The organism is Streptomyces albidicamelliae (assembly GCF_025642175.1).
GTDB classification, from domain to species: Bacteria; Actinomycetota; Actinomycetes; order Streptomycetales; family Streptomycetaceae; genus Streptomyces; species Streptomyces albidocamelliae.
Genome location: NZ_CP106795.1, coordinates 1,070,631 through 1,090,236 on the forward strand (window position 1 = coordinate 1,070,631; position 19,606 = coordinate 1,090,236).

The 19,606-nt window shown below is 76.2% G+C and carries 18 protein-coding genes and 1 pseudogene; 5 read left to right on the forward strand and 14 right to left on the reverse strand.

Going from position 1 to position 19,606, the window contains the following annotated elements; genetic code table 11:
- Nucleotides 1–20: 20 nt before the first annotated feature.
- The 12 genes and pseudogenes from N8I86_RS05150 to N8I86_RS05200 all read right to left on the reverse strand — a co-directional run bounded on the left by N8I86_RS05150 (nucleotide 21) and on the right by N8I86_RS05200 (nucleotide 13,023).
- Entirely contained in the window at nucleotides 21–464 is a 444-nt protein-coding gene (locus N8I86_RS05150) for an STAS domain-containing protein (protein WP_263277222.1), read from the reverse strand.
- Between the two features lie 923 nt (nucleotides 465–1,387).
- Nucleotides 1,388–2,173: a glycosyltransferase family 9 protein gene (locus N8I86_RS39225; protein WP_404830780.1), complete on the reverse strand. Its 786-nt coding sequence runs from the start codon at nucleotides 2,171–2,173 to the stop codon at nucleotides 1,388–1,390.
- Nucleotides 2,089–2,742 (reverse strand): glycosyltransferase family 9 protein, encoded by a 654-nt coding sequence (locus N8I86_RS39230; RefSeq protein ID WP_404830781.1) that lies wholly within the window; start codon nucleotides 2,740–2,742, stop codon nucleotides 2,089–2,091. The genes N8I86_RS39225 and N8I86_RS39230 overlap by 85 nt, the downstream gene beginning before the upstream one ends.
- A gap of 544 nt (nucleotides 2,743–3,286) precedes the next feature.
- Complete coding sequence (locus N8I86_RS05160; RefSeq protein WP_263277223.1) at nucleotides 3,287–4,717, reverse strand: PfkB family carbohydrate kinase; 1,431 nt, start codon at nucleotides 4,715–4,717, stop codon at nucleotides 3,287–3,289.
- Nucleotides 4,714–5,514 carry a D-sedoheptulose-7-phosphate isomerase gene (locus tag N8I86_RS05165; RefSeq protein WP_263277224.1) on the reverse strand — a complete coding sequence of 267 codons (801 nt, stop codon included), beginning with the start codon at nucleotides 5,512–5,514 and terminating at the stop codon, nucleotides 4,714–4,716. The genes N8I86_RS05160 and N8I86_RS05165 overlap by 4 nt, the downstream gene beginning before the upstream one ends.
- Nucleotides 5,511–6,743, reverse strand: coding sequence for a glycosyltransferase (locus N8I86_RS05170; RefSeq protein ID WP_123438844.1), 1,233 nt, complete (start codon nucleotides 6,741–6,743; stop codon nucleotides 5,511–5,513). The genes N8I86_RS05165 and N8I86_RS05170 overlap by 4 nt, the downstream gene beginning before the upstream one ends.
- Nucleotides 6,740–7,702: a glycosyltransferase gene (locus N8I86_RS05175; protein ID WP_263277225.1), complete on the reverse strand. Its 963-nt coding sequence runs from the start codon at nucleotides 7,700–7,702 to the stop codon at nucleotides 6,740–6,742. The genes N8I86_RS05170 and N8I86_RS05175 overlap by 4 nt, the downstream gene beginning before the upstream one ends.
- Nucleotides 7,699–8,709, reverse strand: a complete 1,011-nt coding sequence (locus N8I86_RS05180; RefSeq protein WP_263277226.1) for a glycosyltransferase family 9 protein — start codon at nucleotides 8,707–8,709, stop codon at nucleotides 7,699–7,701. Before N8I86_RS05180 ends, N8I86_RS05175 begins: the two co-directional genes overlap by 4 nt.
- Nucleotides 8,710–8,965: 256 nt before the next feature.
- A pseudogene (locus N8I86_RS39235) lies at nucleotides 8,966–9,355 on the reverse strand (D-glycero-alpha-D-manno-heptose-1,7-bisphosphate 7-phosphatase); the annotation flags it as partial.
- On the reverse strand, nucleotides 9,352–10,347 hold the full coding sequence (locus N8I86_RS05190) for a glycosyltransferase family 2 protein (RefSeq protein WP_073894598.1): 996 nt from the start codon (nucleotides 10,345–10,347) through the stop codon (nucleotides 9,352–9,354). The gene N8I86_RS05190 and the pseudogene N8I86_RS39235, both read right to left, overlap by 4 nt.
- Complete coding sequence (locus tag N8I86_RS05195; RefSeq protein WP_073894600.1) at nucleotides 10,344–11,978, reverse strand: carbamoyltransferase family protein; 1,635 nt, start codon at nucleotides 11,976–11,978, stop codon at nucleotides 10,344–10,346. The genes N8I86_RS05190 and N8I86_RS05195 overlap by 4 nt, the downstream gene beginning before the upstream one ends.
- A gap of 34 nt (nucleotides 11,979–12,012) precedes the next feature.
- A complete protein-coding gene (locus N8I86_RS05200; protein ID WP_263277227.1) occupies nucleotides 12,013–13,023 on the reverse strand; it encodes an NAD-dependent epimerase/dehydratase family protein in 1,011 nt (336 codons plus the stop codon).
- 592 nt (nucleotides 13,024–13,615) lie between these two features.
- On the opposite strand from N8I86_RS05200, the gene N8I86_RS05205 reads away from it, so the two are divergent.
- A complete protein-coding gene (locus N8I86_RS05205; protein ID WP_073894604.1) occupies nucleotides 13,616–14,179 on the forward strand; it encodes a hemerythrin domain-containing protein in 564 nt (187 codons plus the stop codon).
- 236 nt (nucleotides 14,180–14,415) lie between these two features.
- Here the strand turns inward: N8I86_RS05205 and N8I86_RS05210 are convergent, their stop codons facing one another.
- The gene (locus N8I86_RS05210) at nucleotides 14,416–14,766 is read right to left on the reverse strand and encodes a DUF3040 domain-containing protein (RefSeq protein WP_073894606.1); all 351 of its coding nucleotides are present in this window, start codon (nucleotides 14,764–14,766) and stop codon (nucleotides 14,416–14,418) included.
- 291 nt (nucleotides 14,767–15,057) lie between these two features.
- Here N8I86_RS05210 and dhaK point away from each other — a divergent pair, with 291 nt between their 5' ends.
- The 3 genes from dhaK (at nucleotide 15,058) to N8I86_RS05225 (ending at nucleotide 17,150) form a co-directional block, all read left to right on the forward strand.
- Nucleotides 15,058–16,050: a dihydroxyacetone kinase subunit DhaK gene (gene dhaK / locus N8I86_RS05215; protein ID WP_073894608.1), complete on the forward strand. Its 993-nt coding sequence runs from the start codon at nucleotides 15,058–15,060 to the stop codon at nucleotides 16,048–16,050.
- 77 nt (nucleotides 16,051–16,127) lie between these two features.
- Nucleotides 16,128–16,736 carry a dihydroxyacetone kinase subunit DhaL gene (gene dhaL, locus N8I86_RS05220; protein WP_263280068.1) on the forward strand — a complete coding sequence of 203 codons (609 nt, stop codon included), beginning with the start codon at nucleotides 16,128–16,130 and terminating at the stop codon, nucleotides 16,734–16,736.
- 3 nt (nucleotides 16,737–16,739) lie between these two features.
- On the forward strand, nucleotides 16,740–17,150 hold the full coding sequence (locus tag N8I86_RS05225) for a PTS-dependent dihydroxyacetone kinase phosphotransferase subunit DhaM (RefSeq protein ID WP_073894613.1): 411 nt from the start codon (nucleotides 16,740–16,742) through the stop codon (nucleotides 17,148–17,150).
- Nucleotides 17,151–17,402: 252 nt separating this feature from the next.
- Here the strand turns inward: N8I86_RS05225 and N8I86_RS05230 are convergent, their stop codons facing one another.
- A complete protein-coding gene (locus N8I86_RS05230; protein ID WP_123438838.1) occupies nucleotides 17,403–18,116 on the reverse strand; it encodes a glycoside hydrolase family 75 protein in 714 nt (237 codons plus the stop codon).
- Nucleotides 18,117–18,604: 488 nt separating this feature from the next.
- Between N8I86_RS05230 and N8I86_RS05235 the strand changes: the two genes are divergently transcribed.
- Nucleotides 18,605–19,579, forward strand: coding sequence for a fibronectin type III domain-containing protein (locus N8I86_RS05235; RefSeq protein WP_263277228.1), 975 nt, complete (start codon nucleotides 18,605–18,607; stop codon nucleotides 19,577–19,579).
- The last annotated feature ends 27 nt before the right edge of the window (nucleotides 19,580–19,606 follow it).

Below are 19,606 nucleotides of genomic sequence, written 5' to 3' on the forward strand. Positions count from 1 at the left end.
CCTCGGTGCACCACTTCGTGTCAGGTGTCGCCGGGTGGCGCCGGTGCCGGTCGGGGTTCCGGCGGGTTCAGGGCCGACGCCATCGTGGCATGCACCCGGACACCCGGCAGTCCGGCGGTGCGCAGCGATTCCCGCACGTGGGGTCGCGGTTCGACGACGGGCAGGACACGGCCGGACACGGCGAGGAACGCGGTGGCCCGCTCCAGGGCGCGTACGGCGTCCGAGCAGGCCAGGTATGCCTCCGTCAGGTCCAGCACGAGCTGTTCCCCGGTCTCGTCGGCGTGGCCGATGTGCCCGGCGAGGGCCGTGGAGAAGTCCGCGGCGTTGGAGGCGTCGACCGTGCCGCGGGCCTTGAGGACGCTGATGTCCCCGGCCTCCGGGCGGTGCTCGCGCACGGTCCGCAGCAGGAGCGGGGAGGGCCCGCCGGGACGGACGCGGGCATGGGAGAGCTGACCGTTTTCCATGAGGGATCCGGCTTCCTGAACGGGAAAGGACCAGCCGGCCGCGTCTTGACCGGGGCATCACTGTGCCTCCGGGCGCGGGCTGGACGCAACGACGTCACCCGGGCGTGTCGGACCCGGCCCGGCGCGGCCCGCCCGGCCCCCGCGTCGCGTCCGTGCACCGCGATGGCGGGCCCCCGGCCCAGGAAGTCGGAGGGCGTACCGCCGGGCGGGTGAGTTCCGGCACGCGCGGGTCGAGAGAGCGCGGGAGAGGCCCCGGCCCCGGGCGGCCGAGTTACGCGTCGGCAGGCCCTCCTGGCCGCCCAGAGTGGCGGTGGGCGGAAGCCGCCCGCGCTCCGGGGCCTGCCGACGGACCACTCGGCGCGGAAGGGGAAGCCGAACACCGGCCGGCCGGGCGGGTCCGGCACGGGCGGCGGTGGTGACCTGGCGAGGACGCCGTCGAAGGGGGACTCGGCGGCCCGCTCGCCGCCCGAGGGGCGGACGGCGAGCCGGCCGGGCGGCGGGTGGCGAGCCGGCCGGGCGGCGGGTGGCGAGCCGGCCGGGCGGCGGGTGGCTGACGGGCGGGCGGCGGGTGGCTGACGGGCGGGCGGCGGGTGGCTGACGGGCGGGCCGCCCTCCGGAGCGGGATGGCGGATGCGGGGGCAGGCCCGCTCAGTGGGCGTGCGCGATCACCGGCCCGGGCCGCGGGTGGCCGCCAGACGGACCCCTCCGGAGCGGGACGCCAGATGCGGGGGCACGCCCGCTCAGTGGGCGGGCGCGATCGCCGGCCCGGGCCGCGGGTGGCCGCCAGGCGGATCCCTCCGGAGCGGGACGGCGGATGCGGGGGCACGCCCGCTCAGTGGGCGTGCGCGATCACCGGGCCGGGCCGCGGGTGCCGCCAGACGGATCCCTCCGGAGCGGGACGCCAGATGCGGGGGCACGCCCGCTCAGTGGGCGTGCGCGATCGCCGGCCCGGGCCGCGGGTGGCCGCCAGACGGATCCCTCCGAAGCGGGACGGCGGATAGGGGCACCGGCGTGCCCAGCGGGCGCGCGACCTTCGGTCCGAACCGAGGGCGGCTCTGCCGGCCGGGCCCCCTCCTGAGCGGAGCGGCCGGGGCGCCGGCCTGCTCGGTGGGCGGGCGCGGTTTGCGGTCCCCGCCGCGAGCTGCTGACGCACGGGCCGCCCTCCGCAGCGGGACGGCGCATGCGACCCATGACCTGCTCACTGGGCGTGCTTGACCTCTGGTCCGCGCCGCACGCCGCCGGCCCACGGGCCCCCTCCGGAGCGGAACGGCCGGTGCGGCGGCCTGCTCAGTGGGCGTGTGCGATCTGCGGTCCGGGCCGTCGGGCTTCGGCGCGGACCGGCCGAAGCAGCATGAGGCAGGCCGCGGCGACCTCGCCGGTGCGCAGGCGCAGCAGGCGGGCGTCGGGGTGCGGCCGTGCGGGTCGCCGGGCGGGCCGGGCTTCCACAGGGCCAGGTGGCGCGGTCCCGGGGGCGGGCCCCACAGCCGCGGGGAGACCGGTCCGAACAGGGTGACCGAGCGCGTGCCGTGGGCCACCGCGAGATGGGCGAGGCCGGTGTCGCCGCTGAGCACCAAGGACGCGCCCGCGACCAGGGCGGACAGTTCCGCGAAGGGCAGGCCGCCGGTCAGCACGTCGCGGGCGGGCTGACCGCTGCGCTCGGCGACCGAGTGCACGAGGGCCTCCTCGCCGGGACCGCCGGTGAGCACCACATGGTGTCCGGCGGCGCGCAGGCACCGTACGACGGCCGCGTACCGCTCCCCGGCCAGCGGCGCGCGCCCGAGGCGGCCCCTGGGTGCACGACCACCGCGCCCGGCGCCGGGGACGGCGCGGTGGGAGGCGGCAGCAGCAGGTCCAGGGGGTCGGCCGGGATGCCGTAGGCGTGCAGGAAGGCGCACCAGCGGTCCCGTTCGTTGGCGTGCCCGCGCCACGGCGGCCCGTCCGGGCAGGCGTGGGCGAGCAGTCGGCGCGGGCGCAGGGCGGCGAGCGCGTCGCGGCTCTCGGGACCGTTGCCGTGCAGGTCGATCGCAACGTCCGGTGCGGGTGCGGCCCAGTGGGCGAGTGAGGGCACCGCACGGCCCGGCGCCTCGGCCGGGAACACGGCGTCGACCGCGCCGGTGGCCTGGGCGAGTTCGGCGAGGCCCGCCGGCTGGGCGAGGACGACCCGGTGGCCGGGGAAGGCACGGCGGACACCGCGCAGCGCGGGCACTCCGGCCAGCAGGTCACCGAGCCCCAGCGCGCGCAGCACCAGGACGGTCGGGGGGCGCGGGGATCGGGTCACCGGGTCGGACCTCCGGTAGGTGTGGATGCCGGGGCGGGGTGGTGGCGGCGCCCGGGTACCCCGATCCGCGGGACGATCCGGGGTGCCGGTCGCCGCGGCCGGCCGCCGCTGCGCGCGGGCGCCCGAGCCGGCCCGCGGGTACGGTGGCTCGTCGCGCCGGTCCCGTGGCGGACGCCGAAGCTCACCGCGCCGGTCCCGCAGCGGACACCGTGACTCACCGCCCCGGTCCCTCGGCGAACACCGAAGCTCACCGCCCCGATCCCCCGGCGGACACCGAAGCTCACCGCGCCGGTCCCGCAGCGGACACCGTGACTCACCGCCCCGGTCCCTCGGCGAACACCGAAGCTCACCGCCCCGATCCCCCGGCGGACACCGAAGCTCACCGCGCCGGTCCCGCAGCGGACACCGTGACTCACCGCCCCGGTCCCTCGGCGAACACCGAAGCTCACCGCACCGATCCCCCGGCGGACACCGCGACTCACCGCCCCGATCCCCCAGCGGACACCGAAGCTCACCCCACCGATCCCCCGGCGGACACCGCGACTCACCGCCCCGGTTCCGTGGCGGGTGCTGGGGACCGGGCCGCGCGGCGGGCGAGGCCGGTGGTGGAGCGACCGTCGAGGTAGGGCAGCAGGAGGACCTGGCCGCCCCAGCTCTCCACGAGGGGCTGCTCGGGCAGCCGGGTGCGGGCGTAGTCGCCGCCCTTGGCCCAGATGTGCGGGCGCAGTTCGCCGAGGAGGCGTTCCGGGGTGTCGTCGTCGAAGACGGCCACCGCGTCCACGCACTCCAGGGCGCGCAGCACCCGGACCCGGTCGGCGACCGGGACGAGCGGCCGGCCGCCGCCCTTGCGGCGGCGCACCGAGTCGTCGGAGTTGACGCAGACGATCAGGCAGTCGCCGGCCCGGCGGGCGGCCTGCAGCAGGGCCACATGACCGGCGTGCAGCAGGTCGAAGCAGCCGCCCGCGGCGACCAGGGTGCCGCCCGCCGCCCGGACCCGGGCGGCCGTGCGCACGGCGTCCGCCGTGGTGTCGCCGTCGGCCGGGAGGTGTTCGGGTGCGTCGGCCTGTTCCCGTACCGCCAGCGCCCGGGCGCCGCCCTCCGCGACGTAGCGGGTCGCCGCGTGCACGGCCTCCTGCACGGCGGCCTCGGTCAGGGCGCCGTCCGCGAGCAGTGCGGCGGCGGTCGCCGCGAACCGGTCGCCCGCTCCGCACGGATCGCCGGCGGCGGCCGCCGGGGTCGGCACGAGCAACGGCGTCTCGCCGTGGGAGAGCAGCGCGCCGCGCTCGCCGAGGGTCACGGCGACGGCCCGGGCCCGCCACCCCTGGACGAGGGTCCGGGCGTCCCGCGCGGCGGTGCGCAGCCCGGCCTGCTCGTCGGAGTCCCGGCCGTCCTCCAGCCGGCGGGCGAAGGCGCGGGCCTCCTGCGCCGAGGGGGTGGCCAGGCGGACGCCGGGGACGGGCGCCCGGCCCCGCACATGGGGGTCCCAGACGACGGGCGCCTCGGCGGCCGCGGTGGTCAGGGCCGCCCGCAGGACGTCGGCGGTGCCGCGGCCGTAGTCCGCAACCAGGACGCCTTCGGCCCCGGTCACGGCGGCCACGGCGGGGCCGGTCGTCTCGCGGGCGCGTCCGTCGCCGTCGTCCAGGCGCAACAGTGGCCGGTCGCCGGCGAGGACGCGCGTCTTGCTGCTCAGCGCGCCTTCCAGGGGTACTTCCACCAGCGTGACCCGGCCCGACAGCAGTTCGCGCAGGGTGTCGCTGGCCGGGTCGGCCCCGAGCGCGGTGACGAGGGTGACGGGACGGCCGTCCGAGGCGGCGAGGCAGGCGGCGAGGGCCGCGCCGCCCGGGCGGGAGCTGCGCCGGGTGCCGTGCACCACCGGCACGGGCGCGTCCGGGGCCAGCCGGTCGGCCCGGCCGCACAGATCGTGGTCGAGCAGGGCGTCGCCCACGACGACCAGGGGCGTGCGCGGGGTGTTCATACGTGTCCCTTCCCGGGGGCCGCGGGCCGGTGGGGCGCGGCCCGGCCGACGGTGCGGGCCCGGCCCACGAGCCGGCCGACGACACCCGGCTTTCCGTCCGGGCAGGGCGCGCCGTCCACACCTGGCGGGTCATCGGCTTCCGGCCGGCCGGCGGAGCCGGGGAGGTCGTCCGCGGCCGTGCCGGCCCGCCCGGCGTCCACCCGACCGGCCTCGGCCCGGTCGGCCTCGCCCCGGCCGACCGCCTCGTCGAAGGCCTCGCAGAGCATGTGCACGGCCACCAGGTGCAGTTCCTGCACGGTGGCCGCGACGGGTGCGTCCACGCACAGCGCCTCGTCCGCGCCGAGCTGCAAGGGGTTGGGGGCCCGTCCGGTCAGTGCCCACACGGCCATGCCGAGCCGGCGGCCGCGCTCGGCGGCGGCCAGCAGGTTGGCGCTCGCCCCGCTGGTGGACAGCAGCAGGAGCACGTCTCCCGGGCGGCCGTGGGCGGCGGTCTGGCGGGCGAACACCTCCTGGACGCCGTAGTCGTTGGCGATCGCCGTGGTGGAGGAGGTGTCGGCGTGCAGGGCGACCGCGGAGAACGGCGGCCGGTCGTCCCGGTAGCGGCCGACGAGTTCGGCCGTCAGGTGCTGTGCCTGCGCCGCGCTGCCGCCGTTGCCCGCCACCAGCAGCCGGGAGCCGCCGCCGAGGCGCCGGGCGAGTTCGGTGCCCCAGCGTGCGATGAGCGGACCGCTCCAGCGGAACGTCTCCAGTGCCTTCGCCAGGTCGTCGCAGTGGGTGGTGCCGGTGACGGTCTTCATCGGACGACTCCCGAGAGCGAGCGGATCGGGGACACCTCGCCGTACACACCCGCCACCCCGTCGGCCACGCGGTCCCAGGTGTAGTGGGCGAGGACCCGTTCGCGGCCGGCGGCTCCGTAGCGGGCGAGCCGGTCGGGGTCGGCGAGCAGGCAGCGGACGACCGCGCCGAGGTCGTAGTCGTCGTCGGCGGGGACGAGGACACCCGTGGAGCCGTCCACGACCGTGTCGAGCTGGCCGCCCACCGCCGTGGCCACGACCGGGGTCGCGCAGGCCATGGCCTCCAGCGGGACGATGCCGAACGGCTCGTACAGGGGCAAGGAAAGGACGAGGTCGGCGCCGGCCATCAGCCGCGGCATGCGGGCCCGGCCGACCCCGCCGAGCAGGGTCACCCGGTCGGCGACCCCGTGTTCGCCGGCGACGGCGTAGAGGCGCGCGGCCTCGGGCTCGGTGCCGAGCAGGTCGGCCTCGGGGCCGCCCGCGATGAGGAGTTCGGCGTCGGGGACGCCCGCGAGGGCGCGGATGGCCCGGTCGAAGCCCTTGCGGGGCACGAGGCGGCCGACGGACAGCAGCCGGCGGCGCGCGCCGGGCAGCCGGGTGCCGGCGGACGGGGTGAACTGGTCGGGGTCGACACCGCACGGCACGATGCTGATCCGGTCCTCCGGCAGCCCCATCGCCTTGAGTTCGGCCACCTCGTCGCTGCACGTGGCGATGATGCGGGCGCAGTCGTGGCCGACGGCCTCCTCGATCGCGAGCCGTTCGGCCGGGCTGGTGTCGGCGGTGCCCTGGTAGCGCTTCTTCACGGTCCCCAGCGCGTGGTACGTCTGCACGACGGGGATGCCGAGGCCGCGGGCGCCCGCCAGGGCGGCCAGGCCGGACATCCAGAAGTGGGAGTGCACGACGTCGGGCGGGCCAAGCGACCACTGGCGGGCCAGGAATTCACCGAACTCGGCCATGTGCGGCAGGAGTTCGTCCTTGGGGACGGGCGCGGGCGGCCCGGCGGGCACGTGCACCACCTGCACCCCGTCGATGAGGGTCATCCGGTCCGGCAGGCCCGCCGAGTCCCGCCGGGTGTACACCGTGACCCGGTAGCCCTTTCTCGCGAGTTGCCTGGCGACCTGTGCCACGTACACGTTCTGGCCGCCCGCGTCCGGTCCGCCGAGCGCGGCCAGGGGGCTGGCGTGCTCGGAGACCATGGCGACGCGCCCGGCCGTGTGCGGGGTACGGCTCATCGGGTGACCTCCTTGATCAGGCGCTCCCAGTCGTCCAGGAAGCGCCGCTCTCCGTAGCGGGCCTGTGCCGCGGCCCGGGCGGTCCCGCCCGTGCGCCGGGCCTGTTCGGGATCGGCGAGGTACAGCCGGAGGGCGTCCTCCAGTACGTCGAGGCGGTTCGAGACCACCCCGGCACCGTCGGGGACGGCCTCCCGGACCTCCGTGGTGTCCAGGGCGACCACCGGCATGCCGAGGAACATCGCCTCCAGCAGGGACAGGCCGAGCGAGGTCCAGCGCACGGGGTGCAGGTAGACGCGGCACCTGGCCATCTCGCGGTGGAGTGCGTGCTGGGGCAGGTCGCGGGTGCGGCAGCGCTCGGGCGGCAGGCCGAGGTGGCCGGCGAGTCCTTCGGTGCGCATCCCGAAGACGTCCAGGGGCGCGGACCGGGCGAACCGGGGCAGCAGGTCGGTGCCGGTGGTACGGCCCCTGCGCACGGGTTCGTTGACGACGACGGCGGCGCGCCGTTCGGTGCCGGTCCACAGCGGGCCGGGGTCGATGACGCCGTGCTCGACGACCTCGGTCGGCGCCCGGCCGTTGTCCCACATCAGCCGGTTGAAGTGGGTGACGTGGACGACCGGGATCGCGGACTGCCCGGCCAGCGGGTGCCGTTGCCGCTCGGGCGACGCGTCGGGGCTGTTGTGCTCGACGTACACGGCGGGCACGTCGACGCCGGGCCTTCGGCCGGTCCAGCGCCGGGCGAGTTCGGGCTCGTGCGGCCGCTGAAGGACCATCAGGTCGATGTCGGCGTACCGGAGTTCCTCCGGGGTCCGCTCCCGCACGGTCAGCGGCCAGTCCCAGGTCACGGCGCGGCCGAGGCCGTCGGGCCCGCGGTCGCCGGTGACCGGGACCAGATAGGTGTGCGGGCCCTGCACGAAGGCGGTGAGCCAGGAGCCGTGCACGTGCCAGACGAGGATGTTCATGAGGGCCGCTCCTGGATGAGCTTGTGGACGGCGCGCACCACGTCCTGTCCGGTGACCTCGTCCAGACAGGGGTGGCCGGGCACCGGGCAGGTGCGGGCCCGGGTGCCCGCGCACGGCGCCGACTGGTCGCCGAGCAGGATGACCGGGACGCCGTACGGCGCCCAGCGCGCGGCCGGGACCACCGGCGCGAACAGCGACACCACGGGGGTGCCGACCGCGGCGGCGAGATGGGCGGGGCCGGTGTTGGCACTGACCACGACGTCGGCCGCGTGCAGGACCCCGGCCAGGGTGCGCGCGCCGGTCCGGCCGCCGAGGTCGACGGCCACGCGCCCGCTGACCCGCCGGGTGAGGGCGGTCTCGTCCGGGCCGCCGGTGACGACCACGCGGTGCCCGGCGTCGGCGAGCAGCGCGACGGCCTCCTCGCAGCGGTCGGGGCTCCAGGCACGGGCGGGGGCGCTGGCCCCGGGGTGCAGGACCACGTAGGGGCCGGGGCCGGTGAGTGCGGCGGTGTCGGGCGGCGGCAGGGTCCGCGGCCGCCCGTCGTCCCCGGCCGGTGCCGGGAAGCCGAGGGCGGCTGCCGTGTCGAGCGCCGCCTCCACCTCGTGCCGGTCCGCCGCCCTGTGGTGGCGCACGTCCAGCAGCCGCCCGGGGTGGTCGACGCTGTCGGCGCCGATGCGCCCGATGCCCGCGAGCCGCAGCAGCAGTGCGGTGGGCAGGGGGCTCTGGTGGAACGAGGTGAGGATCAGGGCGGTGTCGTAGGACCCGGTGCGCAGCCGGCCGAGGAGTGCGTCGATGTCCGCCCTGGTGACCGGGGGCGGGTCGAAGCCCTCCCAGGGCGACTCCCAGACGAGCACCTCGTCGACGCCGGGCAGCAGCCGGGCGGCGTCCGCGCCACGCGGGCCGCACAGCAGGGCGACGTGCGCGGAGCGGGCGGCGACGGCGCGCACGGCGGGGCCGGCGAGCAGCACGTCGCCGAAGCTGTCGAGGCGCACGACCAGGGCTCTCACGACGACCGCCGTCCGGCCGGGGCGGCCGGCGTGCCGTGGGCGAGTGGGGCGGCCGGGCGGTGCGTGCGCGCGACCGCCGCCGGACGAGCGCCGTCCCGGCGGCCGGGTTCCGGCGCCGGGCGGTGCCACCGGTCCAGGACTCGGCGTACCGCCGTGGGCAGGTCCGGGGCGGCCAGATCGGCGAAACGTGCCACCTCTTCGGGCGCCGTGACCGCGTTCGGGACCAGCAGCCCCGGGCGCCGGCCGCGTGGGCGGCCAGGACGTCGGCGGCGATGTCCCCGATCACCACGCACGCGGCGGGTGCGACGTGCAGCCGGGCGGCGGCCGCGAGGACCAGGCCGGGCCGGGGTTTGCGGCACCCGCAGCCGGCGTCCGGGGCGTGCGGGCAGAACACCCAGGCGTCCAGACCGCCCAGGAGCGCGTCGGCACGCCGGTTGACGCGGAGCACCTGCTCGGTGGTGAGCAGCCCGCGCCCGATCCCGGACTGGTTGCTGACCACCCCGGTGGCCAGGCCGTGCGACCGCGCCAGGGCGACGGCCTCGGCGGCGCCCGGCAGCAGCCGGACCCGGCCGGGTTCGCCGTTGTACGGCACGTCCGCGACGAGGGTGCCGTCGCGGTCGAACAGGACGGCGGACACGTTCGTCATCCGGCACCCCCGAGGGGCTCGGCGTGCCGGTGACGGACCACTCCGCGCAGCCAGTGCCGCACGGCGAGGGGCGGGATGAGCACGCTGGTGCCGAGCATCCCCGTGATCTCGCGGGCGGTCCGCGGGCCGGGCAGGATGCGGGCGAGGGCGAACTCGGCGGTGCCCAGCGTCCACAGCGCGGCGCAGGCGGCCGCGGCGCGGCGCCGGCCGGTCAGGGCGCAGGACGCGGCGGCGAGCGCCGCGCCGGTGACCAGCAGGTGCCGGCGGAACCGGCCGCGGGGTGCCTGGGCTCGGTCCCACCAGTCGCGGCCGTGCAGCCGGTTCATCAGGGCGTCGTCGGCGTTGCCGCGCTGGGCGGGCAGCGAGGCCCACCAGTGGGCGGCGCGGACCGGGTGCCGGGTGACGCGCCTGCCCCGGATCAGGGACCAGCCCGCCCGCTGCATGCGCAGGGCGAGGTCGGCGTCCTCACGGAAGGCCCGCGGGAAGCGTTCGTCGAAGCCGCCGGCCCGGGTCAGCGCCCGGGTGCGGTAGGCCATGTCGGCGGTGGCCCAGGCCGCGTTCTCCAGGCCCTTGGTGTGGCGTTCCCAGTCGGTGGGCCGGCGGTCGGGGGGCAGCGGGACACGCAGCCGCCCCTGGATGCCGCCGACGTCCTCGCCGGCTTCCCGCAGGTCGTCGGCGAGCAGCCGGGACCAGTCGGGCAGCACCTGGACGTCGTCGTCCAGGAAGACCGTCCACGGTGTACGGACGGTCCGCCAGCCGGCGTTGCGGGCGGCGGCCGGCCCCTTGCCGCAGGTGCGCAGGGTCCGGACCCGGTCGAGGAGCGGTCCGGCGGACCGCAGCGGCAGGTCGCCGTCCGGTTCGGGCCGGTCGTCCACGACGATCACCTCGTGCGGGGCGTGGTCGTCGGCCGCGGCGAGGGCGCGCAGGCACTCGGCGAGGCAGGGGCGCCCGATCGTGGGGACGACGACGGTGTAGGCGGGAGCGTCGGTCATGCGTAGGCCCTTCCACGGCGGATCGCGAACGGGCCGAGCACCAGCAGGTCCACGGGTGCCGAGCCGAAGCACTCCAGGGCGTCCCGGGGGTCGTCGACCATGGGGCGTCCGGCGGTGTTGAGGCTGGTGTTGACCACCACGGGCAGTCCGGTGCGCCGTTCGAAGGCGTCGATCATGCGGGCCACGAGCGGTTCCTCGGCCCGGTCCACGGTCTGGATGCGGGCCGTGCCGTCGACGTGGACGACGGCCGGGACGCGGGCCCTCCAGTCGGCGGCCACGTCGTGCACGAAGAGCATGTGCGGGCTGGGCAGCGGTCCGTCGAACAGCTCGGCCGCCCGCTCCGCGAGCACCATCGGGGCGACGGGCCGGAACTCCTCGCGGCCCTTGACCGCGTTGAGGCGTTCCACGTTCTCCGCCCGGCCGGGGTGGGCGAGCAGGGAGCGGTGGCCGAGGGCACGGGGCCCGTACTCGCCGCGGCCCTGGAACCAGGCCACGATGCCGTCGGCGGCCAGGGCCTCGGCGGCCGTCTCGGCGACGTCCGCGGGTTCCTCGTACGGTACGGCCGCCCGCTCCAGCCGGTCGCGCAGTTCGCTGTCGCTCCAGCCGCGGCCGAGCGCCGCGGTCGGCATCGGTTCGAGCGTGTCCTTGCGGCCGGCGACGTGCGCGGCCGCGCCGAGGGCGGTGCCGGCGTCCCCGGCGGCCGGCTGCACCCAGATGTGCCGGAAGCCGCTCTCCCGCCACAGCCGGGTGTTGGCCACGCAGTTCAGCGCGACGCCGCCGGCCATGGTGAGCGCGTCCTCGCCGGTGTGCTCGCGCAGCCACCGGGCGAGGGCGAGCACGGTCTCCTCCAGGCACAGCTGGGCGCTGGCCGCGAGGTCGGCGTGGTCCTGGTGCCAGGCGCCCCCCGCCGGGCGTGGCGGCACGAGGTCGGCCCAGGGGACCGGGCGGGCCCGGAAGCCGCCCCGGTCGTCGGCCCGGACGTACTCCCGCAGCCGGCCGGCGAAGCGCGGGGTGCCGTACGAGGCGAGTGCCATGACCTTGAACTCGTCGCTGCTGCGCAGGAATCCGAGGTGCTGGGTGAGGTCCTCGTAGAAGAGGCCGAGGGAGTCGGGCAGTTCCTGGGCGCCGAGGACGGTCAGTTCCCGGTTGGTGTAGCGGCCGGCCAGGTGGGAGCCGCACTCGCCGCGGCCGTCGAGGACGAGGACGGCGCAGTCGGGATACGGCGAGACCGGTCCGGCGGAGGCGGCGTGCGCCACGTGGTGCGGTACGAAGCGGACCTTGGCCGGGTCCAGTCCGGGCAGGGCCTCCGCGAGGAAGGCGGGGGCCCGGCGGGCGTACTCCTGGCGCAGGTGGTCCCACGGGTCGTCGAGCCCCATCCGGTCGGCGGGGCGGGCGAGGGCGGGGTCGTAGGAGTAGGCGACAGCGTCCAGGTCGGACGGGGTGAGGCCGGCGTGCTCCAGGCACCAGCGGGCCGCCTGCTCGGGCAGTTCCCAGGCGGAGAAGGGCACGGGCCGCTTGCCGTGCTTGCGGCGGGAGAACCGCTCCTCCTCCGCCGCCGCCACGACCCTGCCGTCCGTGATCAGGGCCGCTGCGGGATCGTGGAAGAGTGCGTTGACACCGAGGACGTGCATGCGCTGTCTCCAGTACGACGGTGGGCGGGGGCGGTCAGGTCTGCCGCGGGGCGCTGTCTCCCCCCGGCCGGAGGGCCCGCGGCGGCAGGGCCGCGAAGTAGGCGATGGTCTGCTTCAGGCCCTCCTCCCACGGGATTTGGGGCGACCAGCCGAGGAGTTGGCGGGCGAGCGTGGTGTCGGGGCGGCGCCGGCCGGGGTCGTCGACGGGGCGGTCGACGAACGCGATGGGCGAACGGGAGCCGGCGAGGGCGACCACCCGGCGGGCCAGTTCGGCGACGGTGATCTCGTCGCTGCCGCCAATGTTCACCGGGCGCACGGAGCGGCTCTCGGCGACCCGCAGGATGCCGTCGACCGTGTCGTCCACGTAGCACAGCGAGCGGGTCTGGCTGCCGTCGCCGGTGACCGTGAGGGGTTCGCCGGCCAGGGCCTGGCTGATGAACGTGGGCACGGCCCGGCCGTCGTGGGCGCGCATGCGCGGGCCGTATGTGTTGAACAGCCGCACGATCCCGGCGTCCGTCCCCCTGGTGCCCGCGTGGGCGGTGACCAGGGCCTCGGCGAACCGCTTGGACTCGTCGTACACGCTGCGCGGGCCGACCGGGTTCACGTTGCCCCAGTAGCCCTCGTGCTGCGGGTGCACGAGCGGGTCGCCGTAGACCTCGGAGGTGGAGGCGAGCAGGAAGCGGGCGCCGTCGCGTTCGGCGACGGCCAGGGCGTTGCGCGTGCCCAGGCTGCCGACGTCCAGGGTCTCCAGGGGCAGGCGCAGGTAGTCGGCGGGTGAGGCCGGGCAGGCGAAGTGGAGCACCAGGTCGTAGGGACCGGGCAGCTCCCGCGGGCAGTCGGGGCCGGAGACGTCGCAGTGCACGTACCGGAAGCCGGGCCGGTCCTCAAGGTGTGCGACGTTCTCGCGGCGTCCGCAGGCCAGGTTGTCGGCGCAGTCGACTTCGACGTTCGAATCCAGCAGCCGTTCGCACAAGTGGGAGCCGAGGAAGCCGGCGCCGCCGGTCACGAGGGCGCGCCGCCAGGAGAAAGGTGTGTCACCAGTCATGAGGGCTATTCCTTCGTCCGCGTCGTGCGCGTCGCCCGCGCCGCTGGAAACGCTCCTGCCTGGGAGTTTCGGCGCGCGCCGCGTCCGCGGGCCGGTCGCCGGCCCGAGGGGGGAACAGAGGACAGGGCCCGGGTCCCCGCTGATCCGGAGGACCGCCCTGGTCGGCCGCCACTGGCTGGACGGCACCGGCAGGCAGGGTTCCCCTGCCGGTTGGGTTCACACGTTGACCCCTATTGTCCGGAACAGGGGCTGCTCGCGCGACTTCGAGGAGCCGGTATCACGGCGGGAGGAACCTCGCGCGGCGGAGGTGCCGGGGGTGGCGGGGCCCAGAGCCGTCGGCCCCCCGCCAGGCGGTACGGCCCCGGTCGCCGGACCCCGCCGGACCCCGCCGGTCCCAGGGCGGACCGTCGTCCGCGCCTCGGCCGTGCCCCGGTTCCTCCCCACGGCGCGGCGAGCGGGCCGGACGGGTGGTTCTGGGCGTCCAGGGGGCCCGAGCGGGCCCTGTGGCCGTGTAACGCGGCGGGGCGGGGGCACTCGGCGCGGCGACGGCCGGCCGGTCACGGCCGCCGCGATTCTCGCAGGAGGTAACGACATGGGTCACGGCGGAAACGTCATCCAGGAGCTGACGACCGATCACCGCGAGGTCGACGAGATGTTCGCCCGCATCGAGGCCATCCCGTCCGGCGCCAAGGAGCGCAAGGACATCGCCGACCAGGTCACGATCGAGCTGGTGCGCCACTCGGTCGCGGAGGAGGCCTACCTCTACCCGGCGGTGCGTGAGCACATCACGGGTGGGGACGCCCTGGCCGACAAGGAGCTGGAGGACCACGCCAAGGCCGAGCAGATCATGAAGGATCTCGAAGGCTGTCAGGCGGACGACCCCCGGTTCGACTCGCTCATGGCGCAGCTGATGAGCGAGATCAGGTCCCATGTGGCGGACGAGGAGCAGAACCTCTTCCCGCAGCTGCAGAAGGCCTGTCCCCCCGACGCGCTGATGGACCTCGGCGACAAGGTACGCCGGGCGAAGAAGATGGCCCCCACCCGGCCGCACCCGTCGGCGCCCGACACTCCCCCGGCCAACAAGCTGCTGGCGCCGGGCGCGGGGCTGGTCGACCGGATGCGTGACGCGCTCTCGGGCCGGGGCAAGGAGAGCTGAGGCGCGGGCGGAGGGGGAAGCCGAGCGCGGCGGCTCCGGCCGCCGCACGCGGGGGGAGAGACCGGCCTCCCGGCACCAGCGAGCCCTCGGGGCGGCGGGTACCGGGAGGCTTTCCGTGTGTCACGGAGACCTTCTGGGCGTCACGCAGGCTTTCCGTGTGTCACGCGCACGGGGGGCAGGAAGGCAGGGGCGGGCCGGACGGGGCAGGTAGGACAGGTCCGGTCGCGGAGTCCGGCTCAGAGCCAGGGCGTGGTCCGGTGGCTCGCACGAGGGCCGCGGCCGGCCGCGCGGCACAGCAGACGGAACGCCTGGAAGAGGGTCAGCGGCCACAGCAGCGCGAAGCACCACAGCAGCGCGGTGTCGGACGTACGGATGCCCATGACGGCCACGAACACCGACGCGGCGCCGAGCAGGAGCGCCGACACCGGCAGCCAGATCTCGCGTCGCCCGGGGCGGCGCACCACGGCCATGCGGCGCGTGAACCGGCGGTCCTTGCGCAGGTCCGCCTCTATCTGCAGCAGCGTGATGCGTTCGCGCGGCGACAGCCGCGTCTCGTCGTGCATGTCCCACATCTCCCACTCGTCCACGGCTGCGGCACCTCCTCCGGCCCCCCGGCGGGTCCGTGCCCCGGCCCCTCGGGTTCCCCGCGCGGCCCGGCCGATGCCGGGTCGCACGCGCCCCCGGCTCTCCTCACGGTGTGTAGCGCGGGGGGTCGGCCGCGGGGCGGCCTCGGCGCCCCGCCCGTCGCGCACCGTGACGACGGGCGCTTGCACGTGACCACGACTGGTGCAAGGTCGATACTGCCATTAGCCCTATCGGCGAACTCGGCCCGACGTCGGACCACGCAGCCCACAAGCAAGGCTCACTAGGAGATACCGATGAGGATGCTGATCAACGTGCCGGAGACCGTCGTGGCGGACGCGCTGCGCGGGATGGCGGCCGCGTATCCCGACCTGACGGTCGACGTGGAGAACCGGGTGATCGTCCGGCGGGACGCACCCGTGGCCGGGCAGGTCGGCCTCGTGTCGGGCGGCGGATCGGGGCACGAGCCGCTGCACGGCGGGTTCGTCGGCCACGGCATGCTGTCCGCCGCCTGCCCCGGAGAGGTCTTCACCTCGCCGGTGCCGGACCAGATGGCCCGTGCCGCGGCGGCCGTGGACAGCGGCGCCGGGGTGCTGTTCATCGTCAAGAACTACACCGGCGACGTGCTCAACTTCGACATGGCGGCCGAGCTCGCCGAGGACGAGGGCATCCAGGTCGCCAAGGTGCTCGTCAACGACGACGTGGCCGTCACCGACAGCCTGTACACGGCCGGCCGGCGCGGCACCGGCGCCACGCTGTTCGTGGAGAAGATCGCCGGGGCCGCCGCCGCGGAGGGCCGGCCGCTGGAGCAGGTGGAGGCCGTCGGCCGCCAGGTGAACGAGAACTCCCGCAGCTTCGGTGTCGCGCTCAGTGCCTGCACGACCCCCGCCAAGGGCAGTCCGACCTTCGATCTGCCCGACGGGGAGCTGGAGTTGGGCATCGGCATCCACGGCGAACCGGGCCGGGAGCGGCGGCCGATGATGACCTCCGGGGAGATCGCCGACTTCGCGGTGAACGCGATCCTGGAGGACATGCCTCCGCGCAGTCCGGTGCTGGTCCTGGTCAACGGCATGGGCGCGACCCCGCTGCTGGAGCTGTTCGGGTTCAACGCCGAGGTGCAGCGGGTGCTGCGCGAGCGCGGGGTCGCCGTGGCCCGCACGCTCGTCGGCAACTACGTCACCTCCCTGGACATGGCGGGCGCCTCGGTCACGCTGTGCCAGGCCGACGAGGAACTGCTGCGGCTGTGGGACGCGCCGGTGCGGACCCCGGCGCTGCGCTGGGGGATGTGAGCGCGGACGAGGCGGTCGTCTTCCCCGGCACGCCGGTCAGCGCACCGGTCAACAGCCCTACCACGCAAGGAGATCCAGTGCTCGACGCCGACTTCTTCCGCCGTTGGATGATGGTGGCCGCCGCGTCCGTCGACCGCGAGGCGGAACGGCTCACCGCCCTCGACTCGGCCATCGGGGACGCCGACCACGGCAGCAATCTGCAGCGCGGGTTCCGCGCCGTGGCCGCCACCCTGGAGAAGGAGGCGCCGGACACCCCCGGAGCCGTCCTGACCGTCGCCGGGCGGCAGTTGATCTCGACGGTCGGCGGCGCGTCCGGTCCGTTGTACGGCACCCTGCTGCGCCGTACGGGCAAGGCGCTCGGGGAGGGCGCCGAGGTCGACCGGGCCGCGCTGGCCGAGGCGCTGCGCGCGGGCGTGGAGGGGGTGATGGCCCTGGGCGGGGCGGCTCCCGGCGACAAGACGATGCTGGACGCGCTGGTGCCGGCCGTGGACGCCCTCGGGGAGGGTTTCGCCGCGGCGCGGGCCGCCGCCGAGGAGGGCGCGGTGGCCACCACACCGCTCCAGGCGCGCAAGGGCCGGGCGAGCTATCTCGGCGAGCGCAGCATCGGCCACCAGGATCCCGGGGCGACCTCCTCCGCGCTGCTGATCGCCGCGCTCGAGGAGGCGGCCACCGGGGTGGAGGGCTGAGCGTTGAGCGACGACAAGCGGGTAGGGATCGTGTTGGTGTCGCACAGCGCGCAGGTCGCCGCCTCGGTGGCCGAGCTCGCCAAGGGACTGGCGGGCGGGGCCGCTTCGGTGCCGGTCATGCCCGCGGGCGGCACGGAGGGCGGCGATCTGGGCACCAGTGCCGAACTGATCGCCGCGGCGGCGGCCGCCGTTGACCGGGGTGCCGGGGTCGCGGTGCTCACGGATCTGGGCAGTGCCGTGCTGACCGTGAAGGCGCTGCTCGCCGAGGGCGACGAACTGCCGGACGGCACGCGGCTGGTGGACGCCCCGTTCCTGGAGGGCGCGGTGGCCGCGGTGGTCACCGCGGCCACGGGTGCCGACCTGGCCGCGGTGGAGGCGGCGGCCACGGAGGCGTACGGCTACCGCAAGGTGTGACACCCGCCGGGGCGTGCGGAGGACGGCCGGCGCGGGTGCGAGGGCGATCGCGGGCCGCCCGGCGCCGGGTGCGGCGCGGAGCGGCCTCCTCGACGGCGGGCCCGGCCTCCGCGCCGTGCGAGGGGCGCGGCCCGGCACCGCCGCGGAGGGCCGCCCCCGCGTCATGGCGGCCGCTCCCCGGCGCGGGACGCCTCCGTGGCGGCCGCCTCCACCGCGCACCGGGGCCGTCGACGGGCCTGCCGGCGCGGCCCTTTACTTCTTCGCCACGAGGTTCGCCATGAGGCGGGCGGTCAGCTTCCGGCCCGCGGCCACCGCCGCGGCGTGGTCCTCGATGTGCCGCAGCCGGGAGTCGCGGAACACGATGTAGGTGACGCCGGAGGCCGCCCCGCCGTCACGCGGGTCGGCCCGGATGCCGAGGCCCCGGGCGGTGGCGTAGGAGGCCTCGCCGATGATGTCGCGCGGTCCGGTGTCGCCGACGACGGCGTACTGCACGTGCCCCCGGTACACGACGGCGGCGACCGACCCGCCCTTCACGCCGGAGGCGCGGTGGTTCCAGATGCGGCTGGGGGGCGGGACGACGATGTAGGGCAGGGTCTCGGCCTTCAGGTGGCGTCCGTCGGACTGCTGGAAGGCCGTGGTGGCGGCGAACATCGGGTCGGTGCGGCGGTTGCAGCGGGCGGTGGGCCGCCCGTCGCAGTCGATGTCCAGGTCGGCCTTCCAGTACACGGCGTCCCGCGTACCGCAGACGGGCACCTTCGCGGCGCTGTCGGCGTCGGTGCGGTAGCGGCCCCGGGAGACCTGGGAGCACGACCCCAGCCGGGCCAGCAGGTCGGCGGCGGCGACCTTGCTCTCACTGTGGACCACCGGCTCCTCCCGGGCCGGGACGGCGGCTGCCGGGACGGGCAGCGATGCCGGGGACAGCAGGGCGGCGCCGGCCGCGGCCAGCGTCAGCGAAGGGACACGCACACGCACGATGGGGGACCCTCTCCTCGGGGACACGGGGGAAGACCAGCCCACTGTGGGGTGCCCGCGAGCAGCGGGCCGTCACGGCAGCACCGAAGGGGCCGGATGGAGCACGCTTCTGACACCCCGTGAGGGGACACCGCGCGAAGCCGACGCCAAAACGGGTCGAATCGGGGCGGAGTGGACAACAGGGGCCGGGGATCCGGGCAGATGATAAGCCCGGATCCCTCGGCCGCCCGTGTCGGCGCGGGTTCGGCGACGACAGCGTGTCCGCGCCACAGGCATGAACTTCCCTGAATTCACGGGCAGTTCAGCCGTACAGGCGGGTTCAGCATACGTAACCCCGCCCGGGGGCCGGCAAGAAACCCCTGAGAACGGCGACTTGCACGCCCATCGACGCCCCCCCTCTTGCCGCCGTCGCACCGGCGGGGTCATATTGGTCCGGACCTTTGCCGTGCCGCCCACACCACCGCCCCCGGGGAGGCAGAGCCGTGCGCCGCGTTCCTCTTCCGCCCGTACTGGTCTGCGTGGTCCTGCTGCTCGTCGCGGCCTGCGGCTGGAACCGCTCCCCGGAGGACGACGAGGGCCGGGCCCCCGGCGCACCGGCCGGGGTCACCGCGGCGGCGGGCAGCGCCGACAGCGTGCACGTGATGTGGAACGCCGTCTCGTCGGGCCCCGGGATCCGTCTCTACGAGGTGTATCGCGGCGCCACGAAGGTGAAGGAAGTGCCGGGTGCGCAGCACATGGTGGACGTCACCAGGCTCAGGCCGTCCACCCTGTACGCGTTCACCGTGCGGGCCCGTGACACGCGGGGGCGGCTCGGCCCGCCCAGCCGGGCGGCGCGGGCACGGACACCGGCCAGGGTGGCGGCGGACCGCTCGGCGCCGACCAGGCCGCGGGCGGCCGCCGGGCGCGCCGTGGGCAGCCGCGCGGTGCAGCTGTCCTGGGGTGCGTCCCGGGACGACCGGGGCGTGATGTCGTACGACGTCTTCCAGGGCCGGGCGAAGATCCACAGTGTCGGCGGGAACCAGACCGCGACCGTGGTCACCGGGCTGCGTCCCGGCACCGGTTACGCGTTCACGGTGCGGGCGCGGGACGCCGCCGGCAACCTCTCCGCCGCGAGCGCCGCGGTCCGCCTGCGGACCCCCGGCACGGACGACGGCCGGGGCACCGCGCCCACCGCGTTCACGGCCAGGACCCACCGGGCCGGCGGGGCCTACTACCTCGATCTGTCCTGGGAACCGCCGCGCACGGACGGTGTGATCACCGAGTACGGCGTCCGGCTCGACGGTGCCGCGGCCACCTCGCTGGTCTGGGGCGGTGATCCACCGCGCGGCCGGGCGACGTACAGCTTCTACCTGGGCCGGGCCGCCGGGGAGTCGCACCGGGTGCGGCTGCGGGCGCGGCTGCCGGACGGGACCTGGGGCGGCTACTCGGCGGAACGGACGGTGACCACGGGCGGCTGACGGGCGCACCCGCACGGCGTGTCGTCT

What these genes read in the sequence shown, in the direction of transcription:
- N8I86_RS05190 (WP_073894598.1), bottom strand. Translation starts at nt 10,347, where the DNA reads ATGACCGACGCTCCCGCCTACACCGTCGTCGTCCCCACGATCGGGCGC.
- N8I86_RS05205 (WP_073894604.1), top strand. Translation starts at nt 13,616, where the DNA reads ATGGGTCACGGCGGAAACGTCATCCAGGAGCTGACGACCGATCACCGC.
- dhaK (WP_073894608.1), top strand. Translation starts at nt 15,058, where the DNA reads ATGAGGATGCTGATCAACGTGCCGGAGACCGTCGTGGCGGACGCGCTG.
- N8I86_RS05175 (WP_263277225.1), bottom strand. Translation starts at nt 7,702, where the DNA reads ATGAACATCCTCGTCTGGCACGTGCACGGCTCCTGGCTCACCGCCTTC.
- N8I86_RS05200 (WP_263277227.1), bottom strand. Translation starts at nt 13,023, where the DNA reads ATGACTGGTGACACACCTTTCTCCTGGCGGCGCGCCCTCGTGACCGGC.
- N8I86_RS05170 (WP_123438844.1), bottom strand. Translation starts at nt 6,743, where the DNA reads ATGAGCCGTACCCCGCACACGGCCGGGCGCGTCGCCATGGTCTCCGAG.
- N8I86_RS05150 (WP_263277222.1), bottom strand. Translation starts at nt 464, where the DNA reads ATGGAAAACGGTCAGCTCTCCCATGCCCGCGTCCGTCCCGGCGGGCCC.
- N8I86_RS05195 (WP_073894600.1), bottom strand. Translation starts at nt 11,978, where the DNA reads ATGCACGTCCTCGGTGTCAACGCACTCTTCCACGATCCCGCAGCGGCC.
- N8I86_RS05160 (WP_263277223.1), bottom strand. Translation starts at nt 4,717, where the DNA reads ATGAACACCCCGCGCACGCCCCTGGTCGTCGTGGGCGACGCCCTGCTC.
- N8I86_RS05165 (WP_263277224.1), bottom strand. Translation starts at nt 5,514, where the DNA reads ATGAAGACCGTCACCGGCACCACCCACTGCGACGACCTGGCGAAGGCA.